27 protein-coding genes are annotated in these 23801 nt (G+C 62.0%); 16 read left to right on the top strand and 11 right to left on the bottom strand.

The window, feature by feature from the left end:
• Positions 1-3: 3 nt before the first annotated feature.
• Positions 4-852 (bottom strand): aldo/keto reductase, encoded by an 849-nt coding sequence (locus tag ACGYLY_RS14760; protein ID WP_395291163.1) that lies wholly within the window; start codon positions 850-852, stop codon positions 4-6.
• Positions 853-1009: 157 nt separating this feature from the next.
• Between ACGYLY_RS14760 and ACGYLY_RS14755 the strand changes: the two genes are divergently transcribed.
• Positions 1010-1486, top strand: coding sequence for a DUF6789 family protein (locus tag ACGYLY_RS14755; protein ID WP_395291162.1), 477 nt, complete (start codon positions 1010-1012; stop codon positions 1484-1486).
• Between the two features lie 14 nt (positions 1487-1500).
• On the opposite strand, the gene ACGYLY_RS14750 is transcribed toward ACGYLY_RS14755, so the two are convergent.
• On the bottom strand, positions 1501-3240 hold the full coding sequence (locus tag ACGYLY_RS14750; protein ID WP_395291161.1) for a cbb3-type cytochrome c oxidase subunit I: 1740 nt from the start codon (positions 3238-3240) through the stop codon (positions 1501-1503).
• Positions 3241-3372: 132 nt separating this feature from the next.
• Complete coding sequence (locus ACGYLY_RS14745) at positions 3373-3774, bottom strand: universal stress protein (protein WP_395291160.1); 402 nt, start codon at positions 3772-3774, stop codon at positions 3373-3375.
• Between the two features lie 164 nt (positions 3775-3938).
• On the opposite strand from ACGYLY_RS14745, the gene ACGYLY_RS14740 reads away from it, so the two are divergent.
• Positions 3939-4712: an SIR2 family NAD-dependent protein deacylase gene (locus ACGYLY_RS14740; protein WP_395291159.1), complete on the top strand. Its 774-nt coding sequence runs from the start codon at positions 3939-3941 to the stop codon at positions 4710-4712.
• An 89-nt stretch (positions 4713-4801) separates the two neighbouring features.
• Entirely contained in the window at positions 4802-5329 is a 528-nt protein-coding gene (locus ACGYLY_RS14735) for a DUF6789 family protein (RefSeq protein WP_395291158.1), read from the top strand.
• A gap of 22 nt (positions 5330-5351) precedes the next feature.
• On the opposite strand, the gene ACGYLY_RS14730 is transcribed toward ACGYLY_RS14735, so the two are convergent.
• The 4 genes from ACGYLY_RS14730 to ACGYLY_RS14715 all read right to left on the bottom strand — a co-directional run bounded on the left by ACGYLY_RS14730 (position 5352) and on the right by ACGYLY_RS14715 (position 8196).
• Entirely contained in the window at positions 5352-5525 is a 174-nt protein-coding gene (locus ACGYLY_RS14730) for a hypothetical protein (protein ID WP_231187058.1), read from the bottom strand.
• Between the two features lie 121 nt (positions 5526-5646).
• Positions 5647-7140, bottom strand: a complete 1494-nt coding sequence (locus tag ACGYLY_RS14725; protein WP_395291157.1) for an ABC transporter — start codon at positions 7138-7140, stop codon at positions 5647-5649.
• A 52-nt stretch (positions 7141-7192) separates the two neighbouring features.
• On the bottom strand, positions 7193-8053 hold the full coding sequence (locus ACGYLY_RS14720) for an ABC transporter ATP-binding protein (RefSeq protein ID WP_395291156.1): 861 nt from the start codon (positions 8051-8053) through the stop codon (positions 7193-7195).
• On the bottom strand, positions 8050-8196 hold the full coding sequence (locus ACGYLY_RS14715) for a hypothetical protein (RefSeq protein WP_395280807.1): 147 nt from the start codon (positions 8194-8196) through the stop codon (positions 8050-8052). The genes ACGYLY_RS14720 and ACGYLY_RS14715 overlap by 4 nt, the downstream gene beginning before the upstream one ends.
• Before the next feature lie 99 nt (positions 8197-8295).
• On the opposite strand from ACGYLY_RS14715, the gene ACGYLY_RS14710 reads away from it, so the two are divergent.
• From ACGYLY_RS14710 to ACGYLY_RS14685, 6 genes are all read left to right on the top strand, one after another.
• On the top strand, positions 8296-8910 hold the full coding sequence (locus ACGYLY_RS14710; RefSeq protein WP_395280808.1) for a TetR/AcrR family transcriptional regulator: 615 nt from the start codon (positions 8296-8298) through the stop codon (positions 8908-8910).
• Between the two features lie 181 nt (positions 8911-9091).
• Positions 9092-10957, top strand: a complete 1866-nt coding sequence (locus ACGYLY_RS14705; RefSeq protein WP_395280810.1) for a bacterio-opsin activator domain-containing protein — start codon at positions 9092-9094, stop codon at positions 10955-10957.
• 62 nt (positions 10958-11019) lie between these two features.
• The gene (locus ACGYLY_RS14700; RefSeq protein ID WP_395280811.1) at positions 11020-11793 is read left to right on the top strand and encodes a DUF4397 domain-containing protein; all 774 of its coding nucleotides are present in this window, start codon (positions 11020-11022) and stop codon (positions 11791-11793) included.
• 126 nt (positions 11794-11919) lie between these two features.
• Entirely contained in the window at positions 11920-13710 is a 1791-nt protein-coding gene (locus ACGYLY_RS14695; RefSeq protein WP_395280812.1) for an asparagine synthase-related protein, read from the top strand.
• Between the two features lie 470 nt (positions 13711-14180).
• Positions 14181-14393, top strand: coding sequence for a hypothetical protein (locus tag ACGYLY_RS14690; protein WP_395280814.1), 213 nt, complete (start codon positions 14181-14183; stop codon positions 14391-14393).
• Between the two features lie 40 nt (positions 14394-14433).
• Positions 14434-14595, top strand: coding sequence for a hypothetical protein (locus ACGYLY_RS14685; protein ID WP_395280816.1), 162 nt, complete (start codon positions 14434-14436; stop codon positions 14593-14595).
• Here ACGYLY_RS14685 and ACGYLY_RS14680 read toward each other — a convergent pair.
• Positions 14592-16439 carry a helicase HerA domain-containing protein gene (locus ACGYLY_RS14680; RefSeq protein WP_395280818.1) on the bottom strand — a complete coding sequence of 616 codons (1848 nt, stop codon included), beginning with the start codon at positions 16437-16439 and terminating at the stop codon, positions 14592-14594. The two genes, ACGYLY_RS14685 and ACGYLY_RS14680, sit on opposite strands and share 4 nt — an antisense overlap.
• A 422-nt stretch (positions 16440-16861) precedes the next feature.
• On the opposite strand from ACGYLY_RS14680, the gene ACGYLY_RS14675 reads away from it, so the two are divergent.
• Positions 16862-17875, top strand: a complete 1014-nt coding sequence (locus tag ACGYLY_RS14675; protein ID WP_395280820.1) for an NAD(P)/FAD-dependent oxidoreductase — start codon at positions 16862-16864, stop codon at positions 17873-17875.
• Between the two features lie 2 nt (positions 17876-17877).
• Here ACGYLY_RS14675 and ACGYLY_RS14670 read toward each other — a convergent pair whose 3' ends face one another.
• Positions 17878-18657, bottom strand: a complete 780-nt coding sequence (locus tag ACGYLY_RS14670; RefSeq protein ID WP_395280822.1) for a helix-turn-helix transcriptional regulator — start codon at positions 18655-18657, stop codon at positions 17878-17880.
• Positions 18658-18787: 130 nt separating this feature from the next.
• Between ACGYLY_RS14670 and ACGYLY_RS14665 the strand changes: the two genes are divergently transcribed.
• The 3 genes from ACGYLY_RS14665 to ACGYLY_RS14655 all read left to right on the top strand — a co-directional run bounded on the left by ACGYLY_RS14665 (position 18788) and on the right by ACGYLY_RS14655 (position 20731).
• A complete protein-coding gene (locus ACGYLY_RS14665) occupies positions 18788-19198 on the top strand; it encodes a DUF4870 domain-containing protein (RefSeq protein ID WP_395280824.1) in 411 nt (136 codons plus the stop codon).
• Position 19199: 1 nt separating this feature from the next.
• Positions 19200-19871: a hypothetical protein gene (locus ACGYLY_RS14660; protein ID WP_395280825.1), complete on the top strand. Its 672-nt coding sequence runs from the start codon at positions 19200-19202 to the stop codon at positions 19869-19871.
• A 122-nt stretch (positions 19872-19993) separates the two neighbouring features.
• A complete protein-coding gene (locus tag ACGYLY_RS14655; RefSeq protein ID WP_395280826.1) occupies positions 19994-20731 on the top strand; it encodes a winged helix-turn-helix transcriptional regulator in 738 nt (245 codons plus the stop codon).
• Between the two features lie 494 nt (positions 20732-21225).
• Here the strand turns inward: ACGYLY_RS14655 and ACGYLY_RS14650 are convergent, their stop codons facing one another.
• Both ACGYLY_RS14650 and ACGYLY_RS14645 read right to left on the bottom strand, forming a co-directional pair.
• On the bottom strand, positions 21226-21594 hold the full coding sequence (locus ACGYLY_RS14650) for a DUF192 domain-containing protein (RefSeq protein ID WP_395280828.1): 369 nt from the start codon (positions 21592-21594) through the stop codon (positions 21226-21228).
• Between the two features lie 25 nt (positions 21595-21619).
• Positions 21620-21844, bottom strand: coding sequence for a hypothetical protein (locus ACGYLY_RS14645; protein ID WP_395280830.1), 225 nt, complete (start codon positions 21842-21844; stop codon positions 21620-21622).
• Positions 21845-22130: 286 nt separating this feature from the next.
• Between ACGYLY_RS14645 and ACGYLY_RS14640 the strand changes: the two genes are divergently transcribed.
• Genes ACGYLY_RS14640 through ACGYLY_RS14630 form a run of 3 tightly spaced genes read left to right on the top strand, consistent with a single transcriptional unit; the run spans position 22131 to position 23745 of the window.
• Positions 22131-22466, top strand: coding sequence for a HalOD1 output domain-containing protein (locus tag ACGYLY_RS14640; protein ID WP_395280832.1), 336 nt, complete (start codon positions 22131-22133; stop codon positions 22464-22466).
• Between the two features lie 44 nt (positions 22467-22510).
• Positions 22511-22651 (top strand): hypothetical protein, encoded by a 141-nt coding sequence (locus tag ACGYLY_RS14635; protein ID WP_231187025.1) that lies wholly within the window; start codon positions 22511-22513, stop codon positions 22649-22651.
• Positions 22648-23745, top strand: a complete 1098-nt coding sequence (locus ACGYLY_RS14630) for a tyrosine-type recombinase/integrase (RefSeq protein ID WP_395280834.1) — start codon at positions 22648-22650, stop codon at positions 23743-23745. The genes ACGYLY_RS14635 and ACGYLY_RS14630 overlap by 4 nt, the downstream gene beginning before the upstream one ends.
• Positions 23746-23801: the final 56 nt, after the last annotated feature.

Here is a 23801-nt window from a genome sequence, read left to right as displayed (position 1 = left end):
CGCCTAATCGAGACGTTCCATCTCGTCGGAGGAGAGGTCGACGTGCGACGCCGCGACGTTGTCGTGCAGGTGGTCCACGCTCGACGTGCCCGGAATCGGCAGCGTGACCGGCGAATGATGAAGCAACCACGCCAAGGCTATCTGTCGGTCGGAGGCGTCGTGGTCTTCGGCGATTTGGTCCACCACGTCCCCCTTGTCGCCGAGATCGCCCGCGCCGAGCGGGAACCACGGGATGAAGCCGATGTCGTACTCCTCGCAGGCTTCGAGCACGTCCTCGTGTTCGCGGTTGCCGACGTTGTACTGGTTCTGTACCGTAGCGACGTCTACGATGTCGCGGGCCTCCTCCAACTGTTCGACCGAGACGTTGCTCAGGCCGACGTGTCGGATCTTGCCCTCGTCTTTGAGTTCCGCGAACGTGTTCACGGCGTCCTCGAACGGGACGTCCGGATCCGGCCGGTGGTACTGGTACAGGTCGATGGTATCGACTTTGAGTCGGTCGAGGCTACCGAGGATGGCGTTCCTGATGTAGCCCGGTTCGCCGCATTTTGGCCACGACCCGTCCCGGCTGTCGCGCCAGAGACCGCCCTTCGTGGCGACGACGAGGTCCGAGGGGTAGGGATGGAGCGCTTCACCGATGAGTCGCTCGCTCACCGCCGGGCCGTAGGAGTCCGCGGTGTCGATGAAGTTCGTGCCGGTCGACACGACTTCGTGCAGGACGCGTCGTGCTTCCTCCTCGTCGTCCGGGGGGCCGATGATGTCCTCGCCGGTGAGGCGCATCGCGCCGTAGCCGAGTCGGTTGACCGTCAGTTCGCCGCCGATGTCGAACGTGTCGCTCTCGTTCTCGATTGTCACGTCGGAAGGTGTGCCGCCCATCGGGTAACGTCTTTTGGCGAACCACGTGATTTGGCGGACCACGTGGCCCGTCCGTTCGGCGGATTCTCCTCGAAACGATTTTCTCCGGCGGCAGACAGGGAGTACATATAAATCGCTTCCGCTCATGCCCGTTAGTATGTCACAGGAAGTCGCGGGATTCGAGGACGACTCCGGCCTACCTCCCGCCGTCGTGGAGGGGATTCGGACGCTCAAGGCGGGTATCGTCAGCACCGCCGTCATGCTGTTCATCTTTCTCGTTTCCGAAGCGGAAACGGACTTCAATCTGGGCGTCCCGGCCGCGATCGCGAAGTTCGTCGGAATGCCTGGAAAGCCGTATTTCGGGTTCGCGGTCTTCGTCTTCGCCGGCGTCGTCGTCTGGCCGCTGGTGTTCGCGGCGATAGAGGACCGGTTCGCGGTCATCCCCGGCGCGGACGACATCGGCGTTCGAGGCATCCTGTTCGCCCTCCTGCTGTGGTTCGCGTTCCTCGGCTTGGGTTCCACGGGACTCCATCTGGAGGGGGCGTTCTTCTTCCTCTACATCGTCTTCAGCCTGCTCGCCCACCTCGCATACGGCTACTCGTTAGGCGTCTTTTACGGTCGATTCACAAGATAAAAACGCGCCGAGAATCACTCCAACCGTTCCTCGAACCACTGCCACTCGCGTGAGAAGAAGCCGTGCTCCTTCAAGTTCCACACGTCCGCGTCGGTGACGACGGGTCCGTTTCGATAGGACTGGAGCATGTTCCACACCCAGACGAGCGTGCCGAGCGCGATGATGAACGCGCCCACGGTGGCGACCTGCTGGAGGAACGCGAACTGCGGCGGGTAACTCGCATAGCGGCGCGGTAGGCCCACCATTCCGAGGACGATGAACGTGTTGAACGTCAGCATGACGCCGATGAAGGTGAGCCAGAAGTGGACCTTCGCGAGGAACTCGTTGTACATCCGCCCAGTGAAGATTGGGAACCAGAAGTACACCGCCGCGAATATGGCGAACGGAATCAGCCCCATGATGATGAGGTGGAAATGGCCGACGACGTAGTAGGTGTCGTGGAGCACGAGGTCCACCGGAATCGACGCGAGGAAGACGCCCGTCACGCCGCCGATGATGAACGTCGCAATCGATCCCACGCAGAAGAGCATGGGTGCGGTCAGGCGTATGTTCCCGTTCCACATCGTCGAAATCCAGTTGAAGACCTTGACGGCGCTCGGAACGGCGATGGCCAGCGACACCGCCATGAAACTCGCCCTGAGGCGCGGGTCCATTCCGGTGGTGAACATGTGGTGGGCCCAGACGCCGAACGAGAGCACGCCGATGGCCAGCGTCGAATAGACGACGAACTTGAACCCGAACAGCTTCCGCCCCGAGAACCGGGGAATGATGAGGCTTATCAGCCCCATCGGCGGCAGGACGAGGATGTACACCTCGGGGTGGCCGAAGAACCAAAAGAGGTTCTGCCAGAGGAGCGGCCCGCCGCCGTTCAGCGCGAAGAACGTCGTCCCGAACACGCGGTCGAACAGGAGCATCAGGATGGCGCTCCCGAGGAGCGGGAAGGCGAACAACACGAGGCCCGCCTGCGTCAGGAGCGTCCACGAGAAGATGTCGAGTTCAGCCCACTCCACGTCCTTCAGCGTGAACGTGGTCACGATGATGTTGACCGCCCCCATCGTGGTGCTGAGTCCGGAGAGGTGTAACCCGAGGAGCATCACGTTTATCATCGGGTTCCCCTGCTGTCGCGACAGCGGTGTGTACATGGTCCACCCGGTGGTCGGCGGTTCGAGCGTAAAGAAGGCCTGTGCGGCCGCGTTCCCGAGAACCGGTTGGATGACGTGGCCGAAGATGTCGGAGACGAGGCCGAACCGGACCAACAGGAACGCCGCCGGAAGGAGCCAGAATGCGATGGCGTTGATGCGCGGGAACGCCATGTCGTCCGCGCCGATGAGGAGGGGCAGGAAGTAGTTCGCGAACCCGAAGATGACGGGCGTGGCGAAAAAGAACAGCATCGTCAGGCCGTGCATGGTGAACAGGCCGTTGTAGGTCGTGGAGTTCCACACATCGACGCTCGGGGTGAACAACTCCGTCCGTATCATCATCGCGTCCATTCCACCCCAGAAGAACGCGACGCTCCCGAGCAGGAGATAGAGGAGTCCGATGTCCTTGTGGTCGACGGTCGTCAACCATCGGATGATGCCGGTCGGCTTACCGTATCCGGTCGGAAAGCCGCTGACGTATCCACCGTCGGTTTTCGGGGTTCGCTTCGGTTCGATAGCGTCTTCCATGTTGAGCGAGCGAGCGAGCAAGAGCGCGATCGCCACCAGCGCGAGTCCTAGCCCCACACCGGCAGCGGCTTCTCCGAGCAGATTCATTGTGTCTCTACCAAATATCGGTCGCAGTCGGTCGTGATTTTACGATGCAATGCGGCTCGTAATACGACGTTAGGACGGACGTGCCTTAACCGACTGGGCCGTTCCCAGTCGGTGAAAACGGACGCCGAGGTTTTATTTGGATTTCCGAAGCGGCACGCCGACGACGGGGTGACGGGTTTGCATGAGGACCGATTGTGTGTTGCTCCCGAACAACACCTTCTGGGCGGGGCTCCGTTTCTGGGTCAGCCCGATGGCGATTTCGTCCGCATCCAACTCGTCCGCGGCGGTGAGGATGTCGTGGGCGGGGTCGCTCGCGTCGGTGTTCTGCACTGTCTCGACGTCGAACTCCCCGCCGAGTCGTTCTCGAAACACGGAGAGCGCTTGCTGTCCGTCCGCAACCATCTCCTCGTCGTTACCGCCGTGGAGCGAGTTCAGTACGTGTACTTCGTCCTCCCCGTCGAGGCGTGATCGGAGGTAGTCGCAAATCTTCTCGCTCGTTTCGGCGCTGTCCGTTCCGACGACGATTCGGGTCATGCTTGCAGAGAAACCCGGGGGAACCTTAAAGAGGATGGCAGGCGGAATGACGTGATTCGGTCAGGACAGGATTCCGTCACGGTTCTTTCGATTCGTTGGGACTGACGGGTACCCGCGGGCTGATTTCCACAACTATACAAATCCACCATCACTGATTTCGGGGCATGAACGACATCGCCCGACTCGCGGAGCGCATTCGTGACGCGGAATCCGTCGTCGCCTTCACGGGCGCGGGGATGAGTACCGCATCGGGCATCCCCGACTTCCGGAGCGATTCGGGACTCTGGAATCGGTTCGACCAGGAGGAGTTCTACTATCGCCGATTCCGTAGCGACCCCGCGGCGTTCTGGGCCGACCGTCTCGAACTGTACGAGGCGATGTTCGGCGGCGATGTCGGACCGAACGCCGCCCATCGCGCACTCGCCGAACTCGCCGCTTCCGGGCAGTTGGACGCAATCATCACCCAGAACACGGACGGCCTCCACGCGGACGCCTCGAATGCTCAGCGTGGCGATTCGGCCGTCCCGGAAATCGTCGAACTGCACGGCAACGCGCACCGAGTCGTCTGTGACGAGTGCGGGCGGGAAACCGACGCCGCGCCCGTCCGCCGCCGAATCGAGTCCGGGGAACTGCCACCCCGTTGTACGGACTGTGACGGCGTCCTCAAACCCGACGTGGTGTTGTTCGGCGAGCGGTTGGACGAGGGGACGCTCCACCGTGCCCGACGCCACGCGCGGCGAGCGGACGTGTTCCTCGCCATCGGGTCGTCGCTGACGGTCGAACCCGCAGCGTCGCTTCCGCGAACCGCCGACCGCGAGGGGGCGATGACCGCCGTCATCAACTTCGACGAGACGCCGTTCAGTCCGACCGCGACCTTCGACGTTCGCGGGGACGTGACCGACCTGCTCCCCGAACTGCGCGCGAACATCGTCGAGTGAACGGCCGTTTTTCTTCGACCTTCGACGTCGGAACTATCGGATACCCGAGGGAAGAACGATTTTTGCTGTTGCAACTGCTACCATCACTCATGGTTGATAATGACACACAACCGCCCGTCGAGGTGGAGGTCGGCGAGGAAGTCGCGGAACCGGACTTCGACAGTCTCTCCGGAATCGTCACCGACGGGTTCATCGGGGCCGTCGGCGGACTCGTCGGCACCGCCGTCATGACGGCCGTATTGCTGGTCGGAACGACGCTCGGGGCGTTCGACCTCGATTCCTTCTCCGTGTTAGCACGGGTCACGGGTGCCGGCGTACTCCTCCCCTCGAACCCGGCGGCGGTCGGATACGTCATCTTTCTCGGCGGCGGGATGGTGACGTGGCCGCTCCTGTTCGTCTCCATCGGGTCGTACCTGCCGGGAGAAACGTACGCGGCGAGGGGCCTCCCGTACGGATTCGTCCTCTGGACGGGGTTCGTCCTCGCGTTCTACGACGGGTACGCCGGAGTTTTCCTCGCGCTGTATCTGGCGTTGACCCTGCTTTCCCACCTCGCCTACGGTTTTTCGCTCGGCGCGGTGTTCGATTACCTCTCGAAGCGCCCGACGACGCTCGTCTGAACGACGTGCGTTCGATTTCGTCTTACTCCTCGACCCCGTCGAGGTCGGTCGTATACTCGTGTTCCGGCCGCCGCTCGTGTTCTTCGAACGTCTCGACGAGATCCGAAACGTCTTCCCCCGTCTGCATCCGATACTCCCGCAGTATCGAGACGATCCGCTTGATATCGTCGTCGCTGAGGGACACGGTGTTGGGCATACATCGACGCACGGTTCCCGAAGTAAAAAACGTCGTGGCGGAAGGGACAAAAAGGTGAAAAGGGGGCGCGAAGCGTCGAATCGGGACCGTTCGATAGTTCCGACGAAATCGGTCGGTCCGCTCACCGCGTCCGTTCGGCGAACCACCAGCCAAAGAGGGCGATGGCCATCGCGTTAACGACGACGCCGATGCCGAGGTACAGAACCCATGACGAATCGCCGGACACCCCTACCACGAACGTTTTGATCGCCCAATACGCGGGAAACACTCCGACGACGAACTGGTGCGGTTCGGGGACCAGCGCGATGACGAACGCTGGCCCGATGAAGACGATGTTTCCGAACTTGCTGATCGCGATTCCCTCGATGCTGTTCGACGCCAGCGCTCCCAAGGCGAACGCGAAGGCTGGTGCGCCGAGCGAACTGACGGCAGTCGTTCCGACGATGACCGACGGCGAGGCGGGCACGAGGCCGATCAGTGCGACGGCAGGCAGCGTCGTACCGAAACTGAAGCAATACGCCGTCACGCAGCGGTAAACGAAATACCCGCGTGCCGATAACGGACTCGTTTTGTACGCATCGAGAACGCCTTCGTCCCGGTCCTCCAATACGAACATCCCGACGATAAACCCGTATATCGCCGGTCCGAACACCGCGATCGTTCCCGCGCTGACGGGATAGTACGGCCGTAGGTCGACCGTCGGGGAAAGCATCGACGTCACGGACGGAAGGGTCAGTCTGAGGACCAGAACCATCGCGAGCGGACCGACGGCCGCGATCGCGAGCATCGGATCTCGAACCCAGTTTCTGATATCGCCTCGAACCATCGCCATCCACGGCGAGCGTGAAAAGGGCATCCGCTCGTCATCCCTCTTCCCCTTCCGTGAGACGTCTCTCCGCCCTAACTGCCTGCCTGGATCACCGCCGCGAACGATGTGTTTCCGAAACGCACGGCGGGCCAGGATGTAGGCAACGACGTTTCCAGCTACCAAATATCCGAAGCCGTAGAGGAGGTTCAACGACGATATCGGATGGAATCCGGCCTCGATGACGAGGAGCGTCGCCTGCGTCGGGAACAGGTAGAGGAGCGGACTCTCCACCAACCCGACGTACCCGACCAGCGGCGGAACGAACAGTATTCCGCCCCAGAAGACGGCGGTGAGAAAGTATTCGTTGATCGAATCGAACCGAGCGATCGCGACGAAACCGATCGACACGAAGAGGGATGCCGACAGTGCGACGCCCACGACCAAAATGACGATGCGGGGCGTGGCACCGTGCCCGAGGACGGCGACGAGGGTCGAAACGAGCGTGGCGAGGAACGAGAGGGTGATCGCCTTCGACGCCAAATACCCGCGATCACTGAGCGGCGATACGACGAGCGCTTCCACCACGCCCTCCCGTTTCTCGAACAGGACCAACGCGGCGATGAAGTAAAAACCGAGCGCGGTCGGATCGAGAGCGATGACCAGCACGGCGACGTCCGTTCGCAGACTCAGGTCGGTCAAACGGACCCCCAGAACGAAGAGGACGGTGAGAACGGCGTAGACGGAGTATATCCCGTATCTGACCTGCAACCGCGTATCCCAGGGGAGCATCGACCGAAGTGCGGTCACGATACCCGCTCCGAATTCGACGCTTCGAGACGGGTGTCCGCGCGGGTAGCCATCACGTGAGCGTCTCCCCCGTCACGTCGATGAACACGTCTTCAAGCGTCGCCTCCTCGGTGTGGATGGTTTCGACCCGGTTCCGCGCCAGCAGGGCCTGGAACGCTTCGTTCGTCCCGAGGTCGGTCGTGGAGAACTCGGCCGAGTCGAGCACCTCGTCGTTTCGATACTCCACCCGCACCGACTCTTCGCCGTGAGAGAGTTTCAGCGCCCGTGGCGTATCGATCACCGAGAGGCGTCCGTCGACGATAAAGGCGACACGGTCGCACAATTCGTCCGCGACGGTCATATCGTGGGTGGTGAGAAACACCGTTTTTCCGCTCTCGCGGAGTTCCTCGATGACCGTTCGTACCGCACGTGCGTTCGTGGGGTCGATGCCGCCGGTCGGTTCGTCGAGAAACACCAGTTCAGGGTCGTGAACGAGTGCTCGGACGAAGTTCAACCGCATCCGCATCCCCTTCGAGTAGGCACCGACTCGCCTGTCCACCGCGTCGGCGATTCCGACCCGGTCGAGGAGTTCGATGGGATTCCGCTTCGCCCCGCCGTACAAGGACGCGAACAGTTCGAGGTTCTCACGCCCGGTCAGTTTGTGATAGAGGTTCGGCGTCTCGGCCGAGACGCCGATTCGCCGGTACAGATCCGGACCCCACTCCCTCACCTCCCGGTCGAGAACCGTCGCTCGTCCCTCGTAATCGTCGAGGAGACCGATGAGAATCTTCTGCGTCGTTGTTTTCCCGGCACCGCTCGGACCCAGAAACCCGAATATCTCCCCCTCCTCGATGTCGAAGTCCACCCCTCGTAACGCGGGGGTTTCGCTTCCCCCGTATCGGTACTGAAGGTCTGCGACCTCGATTACCCTCATCCGAAGCCCTCCCCGTTGCGGGGACTCCGTTTCGGTCGTTGCCGCCTCGCCCGTCGGATTTCCCGCTCGTCGGACGGAAGCCCGATGCCGACTTCGTTCGACCCTTCCCCGAGTGCTCGTCGGACGCCCCGAGACGGACTCATACCCGTTCGATGAGCCCATAAGCATTTAGATTTTTCGCTCATGAGGTGATGAGCGATGAATATTTGGCTCATGAACTGGTACTCTCTGCTCGTTCACGTATGCCCGGTTTCAGCGACGAGGAGAGGGACGAGATAGAGAGCGCACTAGTCGATTCAGCACAGCAGCTATTCACGTTGTACGGGTTCCAGAAGACGACGGTCGAGGACATCACGGAACCGGTCGGCATCGCCGAGAGCACGTTTTATCGGTTCTTCGACAGCAAAACGGAGATGTACACCAGAGTCCTCCTTCGGGAACAGGACGAGGTGATCGACGCGATCGAATCCGAAGTGGAAGGGATTACGGATCCCGAACGGAAACTCGAACGCCTCTTCCGGACGTGGGCGACGGAGTTCGAGAAGCGGGACCTGCTGGTACGGAGTCATCGGGAACCACAAAACACCCTCCGGTCGATGAACCACGTGGACGTGGACGAAGTGAAAAGCGATATCATAGTGCGCGTCTCGCCCATCGTCGAGGATATTCAAGCGAATTCCGACGGATTGATAAACGATCTGCGTCCGGAAGTGATTTTCCAGTTACTGTCCGTACTCGAACTGATAGCGGCCCAGAAGGAAGCCTACGACGAATACGGATGGGGCTACTCCTCCTTCAAAGACACCGTGATAACCATCTTGACGCAGGGATTGATGAGCGAGCGACCGGGGGAGTAGTTTCGGGCAGAAAAATTGGAAGCACGAGCGGACCGAGAGGCGTTTTCACTTCTATACGGTGCGATCTCCATCGAAAACTACCAGCCGTCCGATCGGATCGCCCGAACTCACGCCTCGCCGCGAGCACCCGACCCGTCGCCGATAACTGAACTACTATTTTCCGTCGGCCCCTAGGGTGGGTATGGACATTCCTGACGAGGCGCGCGTGGGGGCGAGTCAGGCGCTCTCCCGACTCTCTACCCCACTCCTCGCGCTGGACTCCGACTGGCGGGTTTCCTACCTGAACGACCCGGCCCGCGAACTCCTCGGCGTCGGTATCGACGAGCGGTTGCCGACGGCGCTCCCGACCGAGGTCGGTGAAACCATCCTCGACCGCTGCGAGACCGCACGACGAACCGACCGCACCGAGTCGTTTTTCGTTACCATCGGCACCCGGCACGAGGGCACCGTTCACCCCGGTTCGGACGGCGTGACGGTCCTGTTCCGCGAATCGGATACCACCGCCACGGAGGACGTCGTCGCCGAACTCGACCTGAAGGAGCGCGCGATCAACGAAGCTCCAGTCGGCATCACCATCGCCGACGCGAAACCGGACAACCAACCCCTCCTGTACGTAAACGAGGCGTTCGAGGAGCTGACCGGATACGAGGCCGAGGAGGTCCGAGGCCACAACTGCCGGTTCCTACAGGGGGAGAAATCGGACCCCAAGGCGGTGGCGACGATGCGCCGCGCCATCGAGGACGAGGTGCCGGTTTCGGTCGAACTGGTGAACTATCGCAAGGACGGGTCCGAGTTTTGGAACAGCGTTGACATCGCGCCGATCCGGGACGAGACGGGAACCGTCACCCACTTCGTCGGGTTCCAGATGGACATCTCGGAGCGAAAACGTGCCGAACGGGCCGCCCACCGGCGGGCCACCGAACTCGAACACCTCCTCGAACGAATCGAGGGACTTCTCGGCGACGTCACGAGCGCGGTGGTGGAAGCGCCCACCCGTGAGGCCATCGAGACGGCGGTCTGCACGCAAGTGACGCAGGTCGAACCCTACAACTTCGCGTGGATCGGCGAGCATAACGTTCGAACCGACGGGGTGGATGTGCGAACCGTCGCCGGGGATTGTGACCCCCAACCCGACCACCCCATCGTCACCGAGGCGCTGGAAACCGGCGAGTTACGGACGGATACCCTCGACGTCGAGGACTGCTCCGCGGTCGCTGCCGTCCCGCTGTCGTATCACGACACGGAGTACGGCGTGTTGGCCATCTGTGCGACGAAAGCCGACGCGTTCGACGAGCGGGAACGGGTCGTCCTTCGCTCGCTCGCCCGGGCCATCGGAAGCGCCGTCAACGCCCGCGAGACGCGCCGAATCCTCATCGCCGATAGCGTGGTCGAAGCCGAGTTCTCCTTTCGGAGTTCCGACCTCTTCTTCGTCGACATCGCGGAGCGCACCGATGCGGAAATCACCTACCTCCAGTCGACCAACCGGGACGACGGGTCGGTCGTCTCGTTCTTCTCCATGCGCTGTGACTCCGCCGAGGACGTACTGGAAATCGTCGCGGAACGGGACGACGTGCTCGACGTGCGAGTGGTCGCGGAACAGGACGACGAAACGGTGTTCGAGTTCGTCCTTCCGCCGGGGACGCTCGTCTCCACGATGTCCGACTACGGCGGCAAGACGCAGGACATCACGGCGACGCCCGACGAGGCCCGCGTCCTCGTCGAGTTCCCGCAGGACGCCGACGTTCGTAGCCTCATCGAGCGCCTGAAGGAGTCGTACGCCGGCACGGAACTCCTGGCCTATCGCCACCACGAGCGCCCCGCGAAGACCAAACAGGACTTCATCGAGAGCCTCACCGGCACCCTCACGGAGCGGCAGTTGACCTCGCTCCAGAAGGCCTACGTTAGCGGCTTTTTCGACTGGCCGCGACCGGTGACGGGGGAGGAACTCGCCGAGTCGATGCGCATCTCACGTTCGACGTTCCACGAACACCTCCGCGCGGCGGAGCGGAAACTCTGTGCCGAATTCTTCGGCGACGATTCGAGATAACCATACTAGTTGGGTATCTCTGCTTTATTAATATCCCCCAATCTGTGAAACGGGGAGATACGATGCAAACAACCCGACGGAAGACGATACAAACGTTCGGAAGTGCCGGAATCGTGGCGATGCTGGGTGGTAGCGGTGTGGCTGCTGTCGTTGGAGCCGACGGCGATTCCAGCGGAACGAGTGATTCGAACGCGGCGAACGCGGCGGACGAGGAGTCGAGCATGGCGATGGTGCGAGTCGCTCACGCGTCGCCGGATGCACCCAACGTGGACGTTTGGGTGGACGGCTCGAAAGTCCTCTCCGACGTACCGTTCATGGCGGTGAGCGACTATCTCGACGTTCCGACCGGAACTCGAACGGTGACGATTACGGCGGCAGGCGACCCCGATACGGTCGCCTTCGAAGGCGACCTCACGCTCGATGCGATGGCCTACACGGTCGCCGCAATCGGTGAACTAACCGACGACGATACGGAGTTCGTTCCGTGGGTACTCGGCGACGATGCGTCACCGGGCGACGAGATGGCGGCGGTTCGGCTCGCACACGCCGCACCCGACGCTCCGGCAGTGACCGTAACGGTCATGGACGGGAAGAAGACGCTGTTCAGCGACGTGGCTTTCGGTGAAGCGAGCGACTACGTGGAAGTGCCTGCGGGTAGCTACACCCTCGAAGTCTGGCCCGCCGAGGGCGACGGGTGCGACCCGGTCGCCACGTTCGACGTGGAAGTCGAATGCGGCAACGCGTACACCGGATTCGCGGAGGGATACTTGACGCCCGACGACGAACCGGCCGACGAGATGTTCGACCTCGTGATCGCACAGGACGCGACGAACTAGCCGTCGCCGCGGTCGAAGTAGTCCTAACCAACCTCGATTTTTCGGACCCTACGATTTCCCGCATGATAGTCCTACGTCCGTCGAAGGCGTCTCATAACAATATAGGCTCTCGTGAACGTCTCTGCCATGCCCGGCGTAACCGGTGGTACTGTCAGCAGTCGAGCGCTCGGTGAGATGCTCGACACGATGGACGACGAGGAATGGTACGGAACGGTCGAACGATCCGTTGGGGACCGTCGAATCGGACTCGTTCACCACGGCGACCGAGACCCGAACGGATGGACGACGTGGCACGACGGACGACGCGTCGGCGTGCTTCACGGCGTGATCTCGAACCGCGCGGAACTGGGATGGTCGAACGACGAACTCTTCGAGCGGGTGCTTTCGGACCCCGACGGCACGCTTCCGAAACTCAGCGGCCCGTTCCTGCTCGTCGCCGCCGACCGCTCCGCTACCGTCGTCGCGACCGACAAACTCGGTACGCGGCCGTGTTACTACTCGACCGTCAATGGATTCCTGTTCGGCAGCAAACTCTCGTCGCTCGTCACGCAACTACACGACCCGCGAGTGGACGAACGGGCGGTGAGCGACATGCTGTTCATGGGCTACGTGTTCGGTCACAAAACGTTGGTGAGCGACGTTCGCTCGCTCCGACCAGCAACGTATCTCCGCTACGAGGGAGGCAACGTCGAAACGCGTCGGTACTGGGAACCGGATTTCGGCATCGACCCGACGGACGGATACGTCGACGAGGCCGTGCGTCGGTATCGACGCGTCGTCAAGAACGCCGCGGACACCATCGACGGACGAGCGGGGGTGTGGCTCTCCGGGGGACTCGACAGCAGAACGCTCGCCTCCGCGCTAAAGGACGAAATCGGAACCTTTCGGACGTTCACCTACGACAATTCCGCGACGCAGGAGGACCGCACGGGTGCGGAACGCGTCGCGGAATCGCTCTCCCTTCCCAACCAGTTCTGTGGCTACTCTGCGAGCGAGTTCGTCGAAACCGTCGAACGCGGGGTGGACATCATGGACGGGATGTTACAGTGGGGATTCTTCGTCAACCTCCCGCCGGTCCTGAACGACGTGTCGGGAGAGGTGGACGTGCTGTTCGAAGGCAGCAGTCAGGGCGAGTTCTTCGGCGACGTACTTTACCGCTCGTATCTGACAGACATGTCGTCGGTGGACGCGCTGGTCGCCCAGAAGGGACAGATTTCGCCCGACGACGTTCGGAGGCTCCTCTCTTCGGATATCTCACCCGTCCAATCCGTGGGTCGCGTGGTCGAGGACAGTACACAACATCGTCGGGAACACCGCACGCTAGACGCGCTCTGGCAACTGTTCGCCGACTCTCACTTCCGCTCGAATCGGCTGTATCGCAGTCAGGCGGGGACCCGCGTGCCCTTCGCCGACGGCGAGTTCATGGACCACGTCGCCCGGATGCCCTTCCAGCGCTATCGAATCGGGTCCCTTCCCGGAACCCGTGGTCGAATTCCCACGGCCGTCGCGCCGCTCAAACTCGAAGTCGCGCGACGGGTCGGCGGGCCGTCCGCGACGGTTCCCTACAATCGGACGAAGCGGCCGCCGATGTCGCCACTCGCGCTCCACACGGCCGGATTCGTCGCCGACAACCTCAAAAAGCGCTTCGTCGGACCGGACACGTGCCTGATGGGTCGCTGGTACCGGAACGACCCGACGATGCGGTCGTTCGTGAACGGACTGTTGGATGCCGCCTGTGACCGCGACGTCTTCGATTCGAACGGCGTTCGTACCCTCCAGCACGAACATCTCGACGGGCACGCGGACCACCTGAAGACGATTTCGTCCATCACGACGGTCGAACTCTGGCTACAGAAGCATCTCGATGCAGTCCGTCCCAACTCCGGTCAGCGCGCTACCGTGGGCGAAGCAAGGTAGTATTTAAAACACCACAGATACATTGAACTAGAATAGCAACCTTCAAGGGTCGCGCATTGTACGGTTCGTACGCATGGTGCGTGGCAGATTGGTACGTGGTATTCGTCCATCCGAGGAGTTGTCCACCTCGAGTCCCCATTCGTGGGCTTCGCCGGGTCGTTCACGGGGGCTGTCTCCTTTCTTTTCCTCTCCGCTCTTCTTCTGTATCCCTTCGCCTACTTCGCTTACTTCCCCCTTCCCCTGTTTCGCTTCCGTCCCTTCGGCCCCCACTTTCGGCCCTCCCCGTTTCGAGCGACCGAGAAACCACGCTCACTGAGACATGTCTCACAGATTACTGTCCCAATTGTCTGATATTTTCGAACAATAGCACCAAATACTGAAAGATGCAATAAAAACTTCCCGAATTAACAGAAACATATAAGCATTCAGGCCGTGAGCCCGACACAGGCTGATTACGCGTGGCTCAACAAATGAACGACGAAACGACGAAGGAAACCCACAAACGACGTCTCATGGCCCTCGTGCTTCCCATCTTGGGCGTCTGCTGGCTCGCGTTTATGGCGTTCCCGGGACTCCTCGGCGAGGAGTCGGCCATCGATTACGCCGCGATGGTACTCGGTGCCGGGTTGATGGTCGCCGGTGCATTCCGGTTCCTCTACGACCCCTCGGAAACCGAGGAGTGACGCCGAAAGACCGAGGACTTTGCGGCACGTACGGACGACAATGACGCTCGGCGTGTTTTTGCTCGTTTATGCCCTCTTCGTCGCCGTCTTCCTTTCCGTCGGCATCGCGCTCATCGCCCGTTGCCGGGCGGACGGCGAGTGGCAACCGCGTGGTCTCGTGGACGTGGAAGAGGACGCCGGAATAGACGAGGAGTGGCGTTAGTCGCGCCACTGAGAGTGGAGTTCGCTGTGATGTGCCCGCTCGTCGGGGTCGGTGATGACCGAAATCATCTCCTCCCTGTCGAGGGCGTACTGACGTGCATCGTTCCGCGTGACGAGTGACCGATTCCGTAGTTCCGCGAGAAGGCTCTGGATCTGTTCGACGGACGCCGTCACCGCGGCCGCGATTTCGTGGACGGTCATCGGTCCTCCCGTCGCGAGCGCCTCGACCACGTCCCACGTGTGTTTCTCGTTGCACAGCGACTCCCGTCGCGCGGCCTCGATGCGCACCGCCACGGGTTCCGCGTTCGCCAGCTCCGTGAGCGAGGAGGTGTCGGGAACCGAGTCGTTCGAGACGGCGCTTCCCAGTTTCCGCCCGCGTTCCTTGAGTTTCCGCTGATACGCTTCGATGGAACCCTTGTCGTCCGGGCTCTTCCTGCTCTCGGGGCTCGAAACGTTCGCCCCCCAGCGCCTTCGCGTCCCGGTCGAGGTTTCTGCTGCGGTTTCGTGTCGTTCGTCGGCGGACGTGGTCCGCTCGCCCGCATCGCTCGGAGCGGGACGCTCGACCGGGTCGGACGAGTCATCCGACTCGTCCGATTTCACCGATTCGGTGGATTCGTCCGGTTCGACCGATTCCGTCGGTTCGACCGATTCGAACTCGCTCCGAGCGTCCTCCTCGACGTCCCCCATCCCGCCGTTCCACTCCTCGAACGAGCGGAGTTCCGTCTGCTCGTTCTCCAGTTCCTCGACGCGCTCTCCGAGTTCCCGGATGCGCTCGTTCTTCTCGCGGAGTCGTTCCTCGAACTCCTCGGGGCCGCCGAGGTCGCCGTGGGCGAGCGCGTTCGCCATCTTGCGCGCGGCGTTGGACACGTCCCGCGCCGTCTGTAGTTCGTTCTCCAAATCGGCGATCCGCTCCTGTTTGCGCTCCAGTCGGCTTTCGAGTTCGGCGACGCGGTCGTGTTCCTGTTCCTGTAGCTCCGTAATTCCCTCCAAATCCTCCATCAGCGCGTCGCTGACGGATTTGAGTTCCGGGCGCTCGAAGTCGTCCAACCCCGGCGTCGCCCCCGCGTCGAACGTCCGCTTCCGATCGAACTGCACGCGCCGAATTCCACCGTCGGTCCAGTCCGTCTGCACGAAGGCCTCCCCGGCGTTCAGGTTCGGAACCTCCTCACCGTACTCGTTTCCGACGATTCGACTGACGACCTTCGTGTCGTTCTCCCACGTCAGTCGATGCCAGACCAGCCAGTTCGCCTGCGTGATGAAGTCCTTTTTCACGTCGGCGGGTCGCTGGCTGATTCCCATGATTCCGAGGCCGTGTTTCCGCCCCCGCTTGCCCACCTTGATGAGCATCTTGCCCGTCTCGCCCATGCCGCCGCCCTCCGGGATGTACTCGTGACACTCCTCGACCACGAGCAGAAACGGCTTTTTCAGCTTCTTCTCCTTGGCGAACAGGTGACGCGCCGTCTCGCGGATGAGCGCGTCGGCCTCGTCGTCGTCCAAAAACCCCGACACGTCGAGGATGATGGGCACGTTCTGTTCGAGCGCCAATGAGGCGACCTTCTCGGCGTGTTCCGAGCCGACTTGAATGTCACACTCCTCATCGGCGCCGACGTGGAGGAGTTCGTACTCCTCCTTCAGGCCGTAGTACTCGCCGTCCGCGTCGATGATGGCGACCGGATAGCCGGCGTCCAGCAGTTGTTCGACAACGACCGACGCCGTGTTCGACTTCCCGCTTCCCGATTTTCCGGTGACGAAGCCACGCCCCGTCAGGATTTCGACGACGGGAATCGCCACTTCGGTGTCGTCGGCGACGAGATGACCGACCGGCAGTTGTTGTTCGTTGTCCATTCTCTTACATCCCGATTCGACAGGAATTCCTTCAACTTTTGCATCAGGGGGATTCCCCGTCGAAGAAATTGGCGAATATCTGTCATTTTACGGACAGGAAGTGGAATCGATGGGAGCGGTGCGGTAGTGGTGCGGTGGGCGGCGAACCGCCGTCGAGTACCACTCCCTTCGTGAACGCTCGAAAATCGTCCCCTCATCCGCCGACCCACGACCACCGCACTCTCCACCCTAACCGTCACACTTGCCACGCCACAACCACCACACTTGCCACATCACAACCTCCGCACTCGCCGTGCCACAACCACTTTGCCGCGAGCGGTCGAACGACCTCGTAGCATGGCCTTTTCGGGAGACGAAACGCTCATCGACGGAAAATCGACGTCGGGAACCGACCACGCGAAACGACCAACCGAGGCGATGACGTGACCCGCATCGCAGTCGTGGGCGGCGGCGTCGCCGGTTTAGGGGTTGCCCTCTCCGTCGGCGACGACGCGGAAGTGACGGTGTTCGAGCGCACCGAGCGTGTCGGCGGTCGCGCCGCGACGCACGAGCGAGACCGTTGCGTCTACGACGTCGGCGCGAACTACGTCAAAAGCGACGACGAGCGCGTTTCGCGCGTCATCCGTGACCTCGACGACGGCTTGGTCGAAACCGAGGGGCCGGTCTGGACGTTCGACGCCGACGGCGAGATTTCCGAGGGCCGCGACGAGGAGACCCCGAAGTGGACGTTTCGGGACGGAATCGGGACGCTCGGGGAGCGACTGCGTGAGGCGAGCGACGCGACGGTTCGAACCGACACTCGAATCTCCGGCCTCCGCCGCGACGAGGCGTGGTACGTCGAGGACGCGGACGGCGAGGAGCACGGCCCGTGGGACGCCCTCGTTCTCACGCCCCCAGCGCCGATCATGGCGTCCCTCCTCGACCTCGCGGAGTGGGAGGGAGACGTTCGCCGAGAGCTTCGGGAACACGTCGGTCACGTCCCCTACCGACCGATTCTCACCGTCGCGTTACACTACTCGTTCGAAATCGAGCGGCCGTACTACGCGCTCGTGAACGCGGACAAGGACCACGAAGTCGGATGGCTGTCGAGGGAATCCTGCAAACCGGGACACGTTCCGGACGGTGAGAGCCTGCTCGTCGTACAGATGGCTCCCGACTGGTCCGCCTCACGCTACGACGACGACGATTTCGACATCGCCACCGACGTCGCGGACCGAACGGAGGACCTCCTCTCGGAGCACCCGCTCGCGGCCCCGGACTGGTACGACGTGGTTCGCTGGCGGGACGCGCTCCCGGACGACGGAGCGGATAGGAACGTGCTACGACGGGGGGCCGCCTCGGACCTCTTTTTCGCCGGGGATTGGGTCGCGGGCGAAGGACGGGTTCACCGCGCGTTGGCGAGCGGGCTCGAAACGGGCGACGACCTCCGCGACTGAGGTCACTTCGCCCAGTCGTCGTGCTCCCGAATCGACGTCGCCTCCGCGAGGTACTCCTCGTAGAGCGACTCCGCCCACGAGCGGACTTCCGGGGCGTCGGTGTCCACGAAAACGCGGAGAATGCCGTTCTCGTCGTAGCCGCCGATACCGACTCGGTCGTCGAAGATCGCCAGCCCGAACGGCAAGTCGTCGTAAACGTACAGGTCGAGTTCGCCGCTCTCGATGGCGTTCTCGGTATCCTCGCGATGGTCGTTGAGAAGCTGGTCGATGACCGTGGGAAGGTAGATGATTTCGGTCCGCATCCCCGCCATGATGCTGTCGCGGATTTCGTCCACGTACATCGGCGCGATGGTCGTCGTGTCGAACCCACACAGCGTCTCCGACTCGCGTAACAGCGTGATGAACCGGCGAACGGGTCCGTACGGGTCGTTCGACTCCTGTACGGTGATGGTCGCCTCGGCGAGGTGTTCCACGTCGATATCCGTTCGGTCGAGGGACGGCAGCAGTGCGGAGAGCTGTTCGGCGACCGAAACGGTGTCCTGTAGGTGTTCGACTTCCTTTGCCACGATTCGTCCCAATGGGGTGAGTTCGTACACACCGTCGACACGGCGGATAAGCGATTTATCGGCCAACTCCCGAACGATTCGATGCGTCGTTGTTCTCGACACGTCGATCTCGTCCTGTAGCTCCGAGCGCGTCAGCGAGCGGCCGGCCAACGCGTGTAACGTGTCCGCTCGCTTGACAGCAGTGACGACGAGTTCCGAGTTTCTACCGTCACTCATCGACTGTCACATGGTAGTTCTCTGGTATAGTGTTTCACACTTCGAACCGCGTTTCGAGACGTGGGACGGTTCCACGGTACGGAAATATACCGCTCAGTAATTATATCATTCGTGGATTCCACTTCTCTCCATGGCTGTCGAACCAAATACGACGACCGACGTTACTGAATCGACCAGTTCGAGTTCCGGAACGGGACTCGACGAAAACATCGCGGGTGCGCTGGCGTATCTGTTCAGTCCTCTCACAGGAATTCTGTTCTTCCTCCTCGAAGGCGACAACGAGTACGTTCGATTCCACGCCGCACAGAGCATCGTTTTCGGCGTCGGCCTGTTCGCGGTGTACGTCGGCATGACCGTCTTTCAGATGATGTTGCTGTTCATTCCGCGCCTCGGTGGATTACTCTCCCTGTTGTTCTCGCTCGTGTACTTCGTCGTCGCTTTCGTCGCCTTCCTCACGTGGGCCTTCCTGCTGTACAAGGCGTACTCGCACGAACGGTACGCCCTGCCCGTGTTCGGCAAATTGGCGGCTCGATTGGCGTAACATGCGACGCGTTACGCTCCTCCTCGTCGTCGTTTCCGTCGTTCTCGCCGGATGTGCTGGCGTGTCGAACCAACTTGATGCGGGCGACGGGAGCGACTCCGGTTCGTCCGGTGGCGACGGTAGCGGTGCTGGTGACGCGGGAACCACCCAAGATGACGTGTTCCTCCCGTTCGCGTTCGAGCGACCGGGCACCTACACCTACGAAACCTACGAGATGGACGATGGAACCGGGAAAATCGTTTGGGATATCCAATCGGTCGAGGGTGAGAATATCACGATGCGGAGTACGTTCACCCACGACGGGAAGACACGGGAGCGGACCGCCACGTTCACGCGCGAAGAGGCGATGGTCCAAGTCGCGTTCCTTCCGGGCGGCGAGTACGCCACCATGACGATGTTCTCCCCGTCGATGAACGGCGTCTACGGAAACGACTTCCGCGTGGGTAACACGTGGACGGTTCCTTCCTCGGACGGGACCATGACCTACGAGATAACTGGGAAGAAGACCTACGCCGGTATCGGCTGTTACAACTCGGAGATACGGATCAACGGCTCGGTGTTCACCGACGCCTGTTACTCCCCTGATCACGGCACCGCGATGTACGGCGTCGTGTACGACGATGACGGAACGAAGGTCCGCGAGATGAAACTCGTGAGTTACGAGGCGAAATAGGAAGAGCGCCGTCATTGGGCCTGTTCCAACTTCGATTCACTTTTTTCACGCTGAACGTCACCAGAAGAGCGATAATGCCCCGGTGCACACACCATTTCTCGAAGGACTGAAAAAGGTAAACCATGTCTCGCTCCCGAACAGTCGTGGTATTGACCGCCCTGCTCCTCGTTGCGACCGTTCCCCTCGGGTTCGTCGTCTCGGCGAGTGCGAGCACGTCGGTACACCACGCGACACACGCACCGCCCGGGACGAACGCGCTGACTGTCGATTCGCCTGCACGGGCCGGGACCCACGGTGGGCCGACGCCGAGTGGCGTCTTCATCGGGGCGGAGTACGCCGACATCGACGAGGCACCCGGGTCGACCACGGTTCGAAGCTATAGCCGATACGACGGGTCCAACCCACTCGATAACGTCACTCGGGCGAAGATTTTCGCCACCGTTGGCGACGAACCCGGACTCTCCCTGTCGGCGCTAAGCGAGCGCACCGAAATCCCCCGTTCGACGGTGCGCTACCACGTCAGAATTCTCGAAGAGGAAGGGTTGGTCGAAACGGCGACGGTTCGCGGGAAACGCCGTGTACATCCGGCCGGGAACGACAACCCGGAGCTGGCCGCTTCGCTCTCGGACGATTCGACGGCCGAACTCCTCGAAACCGTCGCCCGCGACGGCCCGGCCAGCGTCTCCGACCTCGCGGACGCGCTCGACCGGACGCCGGGAACGGTCTCGTATCACTTGGAGCGCCTCGCGGACGACGGACTGATAGAGCGGGAACGCGCCGGTAACGCCGTGGTCACGACACTCGCGGACGACGTTGCGGCCGCGATGAACACCGCCGGACACGCGGCCGACGCCGACTGAAGCGGTTTCGATGAATCGGTCAAAACCTCCTTTTTACTGCTGTAACTGGTGGTAAATGCGGACGGACGCGGGGCACCGAGAAACCCGGCGACCTGACACACGAGCGATGCCGTCTCCGTCGGTGGTGACTCCCGACCGGAGACCCCTGCGCCCACCCGCGAACACTGCACCGTGTCATCGACTGTCGCTCGCGGCGAGACGAACGTGGATGACGAGACGAAACCTCATCCCCGCCTTCGGCCTTCCCAACCCTAATCGATTCGAACATCCTTGATGGTCGTAACCCGCCGAAGGCGGGCGATTCCAGACGGAAATCACGTTCGTTTTCACTTTCACTCCGCACCGGTGAACTATTAGTTTCTCACGTCCGAACCGCGGGGCATGGGACTCATTCGACGGTTCGGAGTGATAGAGAAATCGGACCGTCCGTACGAGTGCAAGCGGTGTAAAACGGCGTTCTCGGTCCAGTATCAAGTCTGTCCCGAGTGCGGAGGTTACTCGGTCGAGCGCGAGGAGTGGGACTGACGAACGAGGAGTTCGTCGCCCGGTTCCACGTCGTCGGCTCTCTCCTCCGGAAACTCGATGACCATGTCCCCGATTCCGCGGGCTGTTCCCGTCCATTTCGGCAATCGAGCGACCCGCGTCACTCGCCCATCGTTCGTCCAGACGACGTCCAGCGCGAGCGGCGTCGCTAGCGTCGAAGCGCGATGCTCACCGACCGACTCGAACTCGAACACCAGTGCGTACTCGTCGCCCGCCGCGAGCCGAACCAGTCCGACGACCCGCGACCCGAGGGAGGAGACGTGTTCCGCTCGCGAAACGAGTCGCCGCGCCGACCCGTTTCGTCGATGAACGATGTGCACGGTTCCCGTACATCTCGTGTCGATGTTATGCCTTTGGTCGTCGGTGGCCGTGACCGAGATAGAGCGTGAACGCATGGAGGACGAGCAGGCCGAAGAACAGCGGGAGGACCTTCTCACGGAGGCCGTCGAACAGCAGCGGAACGTACACCAACGGAAGCGACACCGACAGCCAGAAGCTGACGAGTCGAACCGGCGCGGCGACGAACTGGTACCGGTGATTGAACGCGGTGAGCATCTCGGGCAACGACATTATACATACTACACTTTCCACTCCGAATACTATACACCTGATAATTCCACCTAAGTGCCTGTTAATCCGGTACTCGTCGTCACACCGTTCTCCACCTTCGTTTCGTTCGTCCCGAACTGACAATCGGAGGACGTAAGACAACCTCGTTCTCGACGGGGGTCCCCCGTCTTGCCTTTTCGCGTTCGGTCGTATGACCGACACCCGTCTTTCGTCTGACAGTGATTTATGATTTTTCAGGGTGTATGTGTGACGTACAGGACACCGTGTCCCACAGGAGGTTGTCCCAATGAGCAAATCAGAAACGTACCCCTACCCGCCCGCAACGACCACCGCGACGTACCACACGCATCACGACTGGACCACCACGGAACCGCTCAGTACGTCCGTGATAAACGCCATCGCGAAATCGATGGACACCGACCCGACCGAGATAGAACCGGTATACGATCAATTCGACCCCGAAGCGTTGAACGGGTTGTTCGACCCTCGCCGCGACGGGATGCCCCACAGCGGCGGTCACGTCGGATTCACCTTCCACGGCTACCACGTCTTCATCCAGAGCGACGGTCACATCTCGGTACACCCGCCCAGCGACATCTGCGACGCTTCGGAGGGGACGTAGGACGTAGATTTTTATCGTTTCCGTACCCACAGGACGATATCGCGATGATTCAGCTACCGATACGGCGATGTCCTTCCTGTGGCTACCTCGGCCCGGTCGGACGCTTCGTCGATGAGGAATCGACCCTGACGTGTCCGCGGTGTGGCACCGCACTCACCGGAACGTTCGACCCACGACTGGCATGACGGGGACGAAACTCACCGACGCCATCGAGGAGTACCTCGTCAGCATCGAGGCGGGCAACTACCGCGCCAACGCCGGGTCCGCGCTGACGGCGTGGGCGAACTGGCTAACCCGGGAGCGCGACGTCAGCGTCCTCGACGACGTGGACGTCATCGACTGCCGTCGCTACGCCCGCCATCTCAAGCGACAGGTCCGCGAGGACGAGGTGAAGTCCTCGACGGCGCACACCTACTACGCCTACGTCCGGGCGTTTCTCGGCTTCTGCGAGGCGGACGAACTCATCTCGAAGAATCCGGCTGCCGTCTCCCGGGCGCAGGCCGAACTGCCCGAGGACACCGCCGACGCGAACCGTCAGTTCTGGTCGGCCCGCGACCGCAGCGCGATTTTGGCCTTCATGGACCGTCGCGTCGAGGAAGCCTTGGACGGCGAAGCGGACGTGTCGCGCGAACGCGCCTACCGCGACAGAGCGCTCGTGCGCCTCCTCGCGCTCTCCGGCGTCCGCGGTGCGGAGGTGTTCCGCGCCCCGGCGGACGACAAGCGAACCGGCATCGCGTGGAAGGACGTGGACATCGAGGGCGGTTCGGTTCGCGTCTTCGGCAAATCGCGGGAGTACGAGTACGCCCAACTGCCGCGGAAGGCGGCGGAGGCGTTGGAGCGATATCATCGGGTTTCGGACCCGCCAACACCACGGTTTCCGGTGTTTCCGACCGACCACGCGCCGTCGAAGTACCGCGCCGCTCGGGAGGCCTTGGGCGAGGAGTTTTCGGACGCACAGGTCGAGAAAATACTGGACGAAACCGACATCGACGACGTGATACGCGAGCACGAAATCGTCATCCCCGCGATTTCGACCCGCGGCGCGCGCAACCTGATGAAGCGCCTTTGTGAGTCCGCCGGACTGGATATCGACGGCGAGTACCTGAAACCGCACGGCGCGCGACGCGGATTGGGCCACCAACTGTACAGCGAAGGCCACGCGGAACTGGCCCAGTCGGCGCTCCGTCACACCTCCATCGCCACGACCCACGAGAGCTATTCGAACATCCGCGCCAGCGAGACGGCCGAGCGCGTGGACGACGTGTTAGACGAACGGTGAATCCCGCTACCGTCGGTCACCGCTCTCACTTTCGGGGTCCTTTTCGACGGGTGTAC

Origin of the sequence: Haladaptatus sp. CMAA 1909 (genome assembly GCF_043952005.1) — an archaeon.
Lineage (GTDB): Archaea > Halobacteriota > Halobacteria > Halobacteriales > Haladaptataceae > Haladaptatus.
The sequence above is the reverse complement of the archived record's forward strand: the minus strand, read 5'-3'. Positions and strand labels throughout refer to the sequence as shown.